The organism is Winogradskyella psychrotolerans RS-3 (assembly GCF_000427335.1).
GTDB classification, from domain to species: domain Bacteria; phylum Bacteroidota; class Bacteroidia; order Flavobacteriales; family Flavobacteriaceae; genus Winogradskyella; species Winogradskyella psychrotolerans.
The window spans coordinates 1-865 of the sequence record NZ_ATMR01000218.1 but is presented as its reverse complement, the minus strand read 5'-3'; the positions used below and the strand labels follow the sequence as shown (position 1 = coordinate 865).

General features: G+C 44.4%; 1 pseudogene. It reads right to left on the bottom strand.

Annotated elements, in window-relative coordinates:
* Positions 1–865: pseudogene (locus tag ADIWIN_RS19220) on the bottom strand (hypothetical protein); the annotation flags it as partial.

The following is an 865-nucleotide window of genomic DNA, read 5'->3' as shown; positions in this document are numbered from 1 at the left end:
GTGCATTCGCTGACTGAAATCGATCATTAGAAGGCGCTGTTGATCAGGAATTAAGTTGGGGCTACCTCGGTGGAGTGGATCCAAACAGAGTAGGGTCTCATACGTTTTCCCTGTCAATCGTGCTTTGATGGTAACATGCTGAAAGTGTATGCCTTTCTTAACTACCAGATCTCCCACCTCTAATACTTCTGCAAAGTCTCCATTTGTAAGAGGAATTAGGTAGTTGTTTTGGGTAACCATCAGGAGATCGCCCGGTTGTACAGGCGCATAGGCATTTCCGTACAGGTGTTGCCTCACTTTTAAATTGATGTCGAGGCAATTGAAATTGGAAAGGGTGATGGCAATACTTTGTTCATTTCCTTTGGCTTTTAAATGTTGAATGTACTTATTTAGCATTTCATCATAGGAATATAAACAGATGTCTGTACGGGAAAGTGCAGGCAGTTTTACGTAGCGACTATGAAAAGTTTGGCTCGTCATTCGACGTATACGGGTAGCCAGTTTCAAGACTTCAGAATCCTGCTTTTGTCTGAGGATTTGAGTGATTTCAGTACTTTGTACCTTTCTACCCTGCAACCTAAACCAGCTTTCAGTAAGTGCGGGACTTTCCCGGCTCCCAACAGGCGGAAGCTGGCAAGGATCTCCGGCAAAAATCACTTTATTCTTACCGACCAAGCTCAGAAAATCTGTCAAAAGGTGACCGCTTCCGAAGCTTGCAAAGGAGCTTTCTTCTGCTTTGACATCCCCAAGCATGGAAGCCTCATCAACGATATACAGCTTGTCATCATCTTCATCAGCTTTGCGTACTTCAAAGAGCAGGCGCATTTGCCCATATTGATCGGCCTGGGGGTTTTCAATTGTCTTC